Genomic DNA, 1,661 nt, shown 5'->3' with positions numbered 1-1,661 from the left:
ACCTATGCCGGACCGGAGGCCAAGCAGGCGCCGGTGGTCGAGCGGATCGAGGAAGCCAAGACCGAGGAAAAGCCGCGCCGTTCGCGCGAGGACGAGGACGACATCACCAATGTCGGCGGCGACACGCGCGGTCTGACCGACGACGACGAAGAAGACGAGGACGAAGCGAGCCTGTCGCTGGCGGCGATGGAAGCGGAACTGCGTCCGCAGGTGATGGAGACGCTCGACGTCATCGCCGACACCTACAAGAAGTTGCGCAAGCTGCAGGACCAGCAGGTCGAGAACCGGCTGGCGGCCGCCGGAACGCTGTCGCCCAGCCAGGACCGCCGGCTGAAGGAGCTGAAGGACCAGCTGATCAAGGCGGTGAAGTCGCTATCCTTGAACACGGCGCGCATCGAGGCGTTGGTCGAGCAGCTCTACGACATCAACAAGCGCCTTGTGCAGAACGAAGGCAAGCTGTTGCGGCTGGCCGAAAGCTATGGTGTGCGCCGCGAGGAATTCCTGAAGGAATACCAGGGCTCGGAACTCGATCCCAACTGGACGCGCTCGATCGGCAATCTGACCTCGCGCGGCTGGAAGGAATTCACCAAGAACGAAAAGGACGCGATCCGCGACCTGCGCGCCGAGATCCAGAACCTCGCCACCGAAACGGCGATTTCGATCCTCGAATTCCGCAAGATCGTCAATCAGGTGCAGAAGGGCGAGCGCGAAGCCGCGATCGCCAAGAAGGAAATGGTCGAGGCCAATCTGCGCCTCGTCATTTCCATCGCCAAGAAATACACCAATCGCGGCCTGCAGTTCCTCGATCTGATCCAGGAAGGCAATATCGGCCTGATGAAGGCGGTCGACAAATTCGAATACCGCCGCGGCTATAAGTTCTCGACTTACGCGACGTGGTGGATCCGGCAAGCGATCACCCGCTCGATCGCCGACCAGGCGCGCACCATCCGCATTCCGGTGCACATGATCGAGACGATCAACAAGATCGTGCGCACCTCGCGCCAGATGCTGCACGAGATCGGCCGCGAGCCGACGCCGGAGGAACTGGCGGAAAAGCTCGCCATGCCGCTGGAAAAAGTGCGCAAGGTGCTGAAGATCGCCAAGGAGCCGATTTCGCTCGAAACGCCGGTCGGCGACGAGGAGGATTCGCATCTCGGCGATTTCATCGAGGACAAGATGGCGATCCTGCCGATCGACGCGGCGATCCAGGCCAATCTGCGCGAGACGACGACGCGGGTGCTTGCTTCGCTCACCCCGCGTGAAGAGCGCGTGCTTAGAATGCGCTTCGGCATCGGCATGAACACCGACCACACGCTGGAGGAAGTCGGTCAGCAGTTCTCGGTCACCCGCGAACGCATCCGCCAGATCGAAGCCAAGGCGTTGCGCAAGCTCAAGCATCCCAGCCGCTCGCGCAAGCTGCGGAGCTTCCTCGATAGCTAATGCCGGGTGACGGATAAGCAATTTAAAGGGCGCTGCGGCGCCCTTTTTCGTTCGTGCCAGGAATTGTCTCGCCAGACGGTGCGGTTGTTGTTGCAGCACACCTGCTGTGGGAGGATAATCTCGTGTCGGATGCATTTTCTGGGCGACAAACCCGGATGCCCGCCCCGGCAGTGACGCCGTGCTCCGAGGCCCCGGAGGGAGGTGTGCATGACAAACTATAT

At 61.5% G+C, this 1,661-nt stretch carries 1 protein-coding gene; it reads left to right on the top strand.

Annotated elements, in window-relative coordinates; all coding sequences use genetic code 11:
* The coding region (gene rpoD, locus EOA85_RS34750) for an RNA polymerase sigma factor RpoD (RefSeq protein WP_127212689.1) at nt 1-1,440 on the top strand (1,440 nt) is incomplete at its 5' end.
* Nucleotides 1,441-1,661: the final 221 nt, after the last annotated feature.

This window comes from Mesorhizobium sp. M5C.F.Ca.IN.020.29.1.1 (assembly GCF_003997375.1).
Lineage (GTDB): Bacteria > Pseudomonadota > Alphaproteobacteria > Rhizobiales > Rhizobiaceae > Mesorhizobium > Mesorhizobium wenxiniae.
Note: the sequence above shows the minus strand (reverse complement) of the source record. Positions and strands in the feature narration are given on the sequence as shown.